At 64.1% G+C, this 4,542-nt stretch carries 5 protein-coding genes; 3 read left to right on the forward strand and 2 right to left on the reverse strand.

All coding sequences use genetic code 11. From position 1 onward, the window contains the following. The first annotated feature begins 213 nt into the window (after positions 1–213). Positions 214–594 carry a response regulator gene (locus tag VFV09_08465; protein HEU4867745.1) on the forward strand — a complete coding sequence of 127 codons (381 nt, stop codon included), beginning with the start codon at positions 214–216 and terminating at the stop codon, positions 592–594. A 17-nt stretch (positions 595–611) separates the two neighbouring features. Continuing rightward, complete coding sequence (locus VFV09_08470; GenBank protein HEU4867746.1) at positions 612–962, forward strand: hypothetical protein; 351 nt, start codon at positions 612–614, stop codon at positions 960–962. Here the strand turns inward: VFV09_08470 and VFV09_08475 are convergent, their stop codons facing one another. After that, positions 963–2,141 (reverse strand): FIST N-terminal domain-containing protein, encoded by a 1,179-nt coding sequence (locus VFV09_08475; protein HEU4867747.1) that lies wholly within the window; start codon positions 2,139–2,141, stop codon positions 963–965. Beyond that, positions 2,138–3,565, reverse strand: a complete 1,428-nt coding sequence (locus VFV09_08480; GenBank protein ID HEU4867748.1) for a class II fumarate hydratase — start codon at positions 3,563–3,565, stop codon at positions 2,138–2,140. The genes VFV09_08475 and VFV09_08480 overlap by 4 nt, the downstream gene beginning before the upstream one ends. A 714-nt stretch (positions 3,566–4,279) precedes the next feature. Between VFV09_08480 and VFV09_08485 the strand changes: the two genes are divergently transcribed. Further along, positions 4,280–4,542 (forward strand): hypothetical protein (locus VFV09_08485; GenBank protein ID HEU4867749.1); only part of this gene is annotated, 263 nt, incomplete at its 3' end.

A 4,542-nucleotide genomic window follows, 5' to 3' on the forward strand; every position in this document is an offset into this window, starting at 1 on the left:
ATCAGCGCCGCAGTCCCAAAGGAGGTAACCGCGTACTCCTTCAGCATCCTGAAGGTCCGGTTGATCGATACAAAGCCCAGATTCTGCTTCGGGGTGACCGCCGGTGGGACCATCTTAGAGCTCCTGGTTCGGTTGGCTGAATGGTGCCGGGAAGAAGTCTAAGCTCCTACAAGCCGCCCCAGCTTTTTCTTCGCGATATACGCTAGCTGCACGATGGCGCCCAGAACCGTACTGCTCCTCGAGGACAACCCTTCCGTGCGCGAGCTGATCAAGGTCCTCCTAGAAACGGAGGGCTACGCAATCATCGAAGCCAGTGACGGCCAGGACGGTCTGACCAAAGCCGAGGAGCTGAAACCGGATCTGATGATCCTCGACCTCATGATGCCGGGGATCGACGGGGAGAAGGTGCTGAGAACAATGAGGCGGCACTCGAAGCTGTCGAAGGTGCCGGTTCTGGTGGTGAGCGGCAAGTACGAGTCGCTGGACGCGCTGCGCAACCTCATCGGCCACGAGAACATCTTCCCCAAGCCGTTCGAGCCCTCCCGGATGCTCGACCGTATCGGGGAGCTGATCGGGTACCCCGACGATGCGTGAGCGTGTAGGGATGTGACGTGGCTTCCTACGCAGTAAACAAGCAAGCGGTGGCAAAGGCGAAGACGTTGATCGAGGCGCGCCAGTACGTTCTCAACAGCAGTTGGGGCGACGTGCAGCCCACGGCAGAGGACGAGAACCGCTTCCTCGAATCGCACTCGTGGGAGGAGTATGCCGCCTGGCACCTCGGGCTCACCGAAGGGGCGAACGACGAGACCAAAGCTCGCCACGCCTTCGTCTACGGAGACTTCCGCCGGGTCCACCGCACCGCTCTGATCGCCTGCGTCTACCGGGCGGCCGAGTGGCGGCACAAGGAGGTCGAGCTGGCCGCGCACGACCTGCTCCAGCTGCTCGACAAGAAGAGCGGCTAGCTAGTCCCGGTTCAGGGGCTCCAGGAAAAGCGCCACGCTGGCGGTGAAGCCGTGCAGGAAGTTCTTCCCACCTATCGGACCGATCTCCCCGCCGCAGAACATCCCCGCTACGGGAAGCCCCGGAACGCTGTCCCGCAGGGCGGTCACATCGTGGTCGGGGGAGCCGAACAGGTTGGAGCCCCGCCCGTTGCAGGTGAACAGCAGAGCGCCGGCCGGGTCACGTCCATCGGTCTGGCTGAGCTTCTCGGTCAGCATTCCTTTCAGGTCGGCGTCGGCGGTTTCGGCGTCCCGGACCTGGAACTGAACGGTCTGGCCCACCGTTATTACGTCGCCCACCGAGATGGCGCCGGTCTCCGGATCGGCCTGAAGCACCGCCCGGATCAAAAAGTCGCCCGGCTCGGGGTCGAGCTTGCGCTCGTCGATGACCACTCCCAGGTGCAGGTTGTGGGCGGCCCGGGCCCGCTCTTCCCGGGTCATCCTCGACATGATGTCCTTCAGGCGGAACAGCGGAGGTTTGCCCCCGAGCTGCTTGATGATGTTGCCACGGGCCTCGGTGACGATAAAGGGCTCCCCGATGGGCTTGCAGCCCTGCGACACCAGCGGAGCTATGTCGACCGCCCCGCCGACCTGGACGCCGACCGCTCCCTCCCGCAGGACCCGGCCTCCGGCAACCAGTGCGATCTGCCCGGCGCCGGCGCCGCTGGCCTGGCCGCCGAAGACCGGCAGGCCGGGGGAGTTGTCGTTCAGGCTCTGGAGCAGGTGCTGGGTGGGAAAGGTGTAGGGGTCGGCAAGTAGGAAGACCGACTTGATGGTGTCCTCCAGGATCGGGAAGCCGACCAGGGCCTGCCCGTCGGCGGTCTGCTCGAACGAAAGAGTGAAGGGCACCAGGACGGCGCCCGGCAGGTGGCCGACCCAGAAGCCGACCGCCGGGCCCTCCTCGACCTCCCGCTCCTCGCCGATCGTGGCCTGGGTGGTGCAGCCGAGCAGGATTCCGTCCCCCATGCGGGGCGCCAGCGTTGAGACGATCTCGTCGACCCCGGGGCCGTGGGCCGACGAGACGAAAACGAACGCCAGGTCCGGGGAGTTGCCCTCCAGCGCTGCGATGGCGCGGTCGAAGACCTCATTGGCAGCTTCCACCGGGTTTTCGTTGGTTGAGATGGCGGATCCGATCTTGATCATTTCGTCCCCTTCGTCCCGCCATGCTCCGTTTCCAGGCCGCCCTCGGTCATGCTGCGGACGTCGAGGGCCCGGTCGATTTCGTCCTCGGTCATCAGGCCCATTTCGAGCACGGTCTGCTTAAGGGTATTCCCACTTTCGTACGCCCGTTTGGAGACCTGGGCCGCTGCGTCGTACCCGATCGCCGGAACCAGGGCCGTCACCAGCACCAGGCTGCCGAACAAAAGGTCGGAGCAGCGCTTCTCGTCGGCTTCGATGCCCTCCACGCACTTGGAGGCCAGCAGCTCTGCGCCGGTGCCCAGAGTCTCGATGGAGAACAGCAGGTCGTGGGCCATTAGAGGCATCATCGTATTCAGCTCGAAGATGCTTCCGAGACCGCCCAGCGTGATGGCCGCGTCGTTGCCGATGACCTGGGCCGCCACCTGGATCACCGACTCGGGAATCACCGGGTTCACCTTGCCGGGCATGATGCTGGACCCGGGCTGGAGGCTGGGCAGCTTGATCTCGCCGATACCGGAAGCCGGGCCGGAGGCGAGCCACCGAAGGTCGTTGGCGATGCGGGCGACAGAAATCGCAGCCGCCTTGAGGGCGCCCGATGCGGCGACCACGGCATCCCGGGCGCTCTGGGCCTCGAAGTGGTTGGGTGCCTCCTTCAGGGGCAGCCCGAGTCTTTCCGCCAGCAGGGCGATGGCCTTCGGAGCGAACTCCGGGTGGGCGTTGACGCCGGTCCCGACTGCGGTTCCGCCGAGGGCCAGTTCAAATAGGTGTTTCCGGCTGTCCTCGACCCGGGCGATTGAGTGTGCGATCTGGGAGGCGTAGCCGCCGAACTCCTGCCCGAGCCGCACCGGCGTTGCGTCCATCAGGTGGGTGCGGCCGGACTTCACGATGCCGTCGAACTCCTGGGCCTTCGCCGCCAGCGCCCCCTGCAGGCGGGTCATACCGGGCAGCAGCACCTGGTCGATCGCCAGGAGGGCCGCTATGTGGGTGACCGTGGGAATCACGTCGTTCGACGACTGGCACAGGTTCACGTGGTCGTTGGGGTGCACCGGCTTCTTGGCCCCCAGGTCGAAGCCGAGACTGCTGTTGGCCAGGTTGGCGAGGACCTCGTTGGCGTTCATGTTGGTCGAAGTTCCGGAGCCGGTCTGGAAGACGTCTAGAGGGAAGTGGGCGTCGTGGTCGCCGCGGATGACCTCCTCGGCGGCTGCCAGGATGGCGCCGGCCGGCTCCTCGTCCAGCAGCCCGAGCTCCTGGTTCGACCGGGCCGCGGCCCATTTGACCAGCCCGAGAGCCATCAGAAAGCGGCGGCCGAAACGCCAATCGGAGATCGTGAAGTTGTCGACAGCTCGCTGGGTCTGGGCGCCATAGAGGGCGTCTGCAGGGACCTCCACCTGCCCCATGCTGTCCGATTCGATTCGCTTGTCGCTCACGGCTTGATCTTAGTGCCCTGTCGGTCAGCTGGTCGGAGGAATAGGCCGCGTGAAGTTAGAGGAGGGAGCCCGCTAAGAGACGAAGCGCCCGAGAACCCAGCTTGGGGCCACCTTCATCTTTCCAGACACCCTCAGTTTGAATCCCTAGCGTCCGCTGGCAGTCTCAAAAACGAAGGTATATGAGACTGCCTGCTCTGTAGCAGACCGGCGCGGATCCTAGACCCGGCGGCGAAAATGGGGTCGGAATCCAAATGTCAAGGGGACTGCCCCTACGCTAGTAGGGGAGTAGCCCTACCATTTGCGTCCAGGAAACTTTTATTAGAACTTCTTGCAGCAATTGGCATTTTCCGTGCCACTATGGCTACGGAGGCTTCCCTGTAGGCCCACAACAGAATAGGAAGTCTCCCATAAACTCACTGCCCTCAAAGCGTCGCCGGCGGCTACATTCCGCTCGAGCAAGTTCCCGGGCGGCCGTCCAATCAAACCGTCGCCCCCAAGCGTTTCATGTGCCAAGTGGCCCTATTTCACCTGCCATATGGCCCTGGTTCTTCCGAAAGTTCCCAGGCATCCTTTAGTGGACGGACGGTAGTGCCGATAGGTAGGCCAGACAATCACTGGAACAGGGGGCGTTTTATGCCAAGGGTAATTTCGAGCATTAAATCGCGCGGACTGAGCCGTCGGGCGACACGCACGACGATCTTGCTGTGCCTGTTAATGTCACTTCTGGTGACGCTGGCTCCCTCGCCGGCCTCCGCCGCCGACTCAGGCGAGCCGATGAACATGCCCTCGCTCGACAACCTTCCTCCGGTGCAGCCGGCTGGCCCGATGGATCCGGCAATCACCCCGGACCTCGGCCCGCCGACGCCCGCTCAAAAGTGGGAACAGGGCAAAGAGATTCTCGCCAGGCGCACCGCGAACACCAAGACCTTCGCCGGAGACCTGCCCGGCTCGTACGAGACCAAGTTCTTCGCCGAGCC

It is taken from the genome of Actinomycetota bacterium (genome assembly GCA_035759705.1).
Taxonomy (GTDB): domain Bacteria; phylum Actinomycetota; class CADDZG01; order JAHWKV01; family JAHWKV01; genus JAJCYE01.

Excerpts from the sequence above, each read along its gene's own strand:
- VFV09_08465 (HEU4867745.1), top strand. The coding sequence starts at position 214 with ATGGCGCCCAGAACCGTACTGCTCCTCGAGGACAACCCTTCCGTGCGC.
- VFV09_08475 (HEU4867747.1), bottom strand. The coding sequence starts at position 2,141 with ATGATCAAGATCGGATCCGCCATCTCAACCAACGAAAACCCGGTGGAA.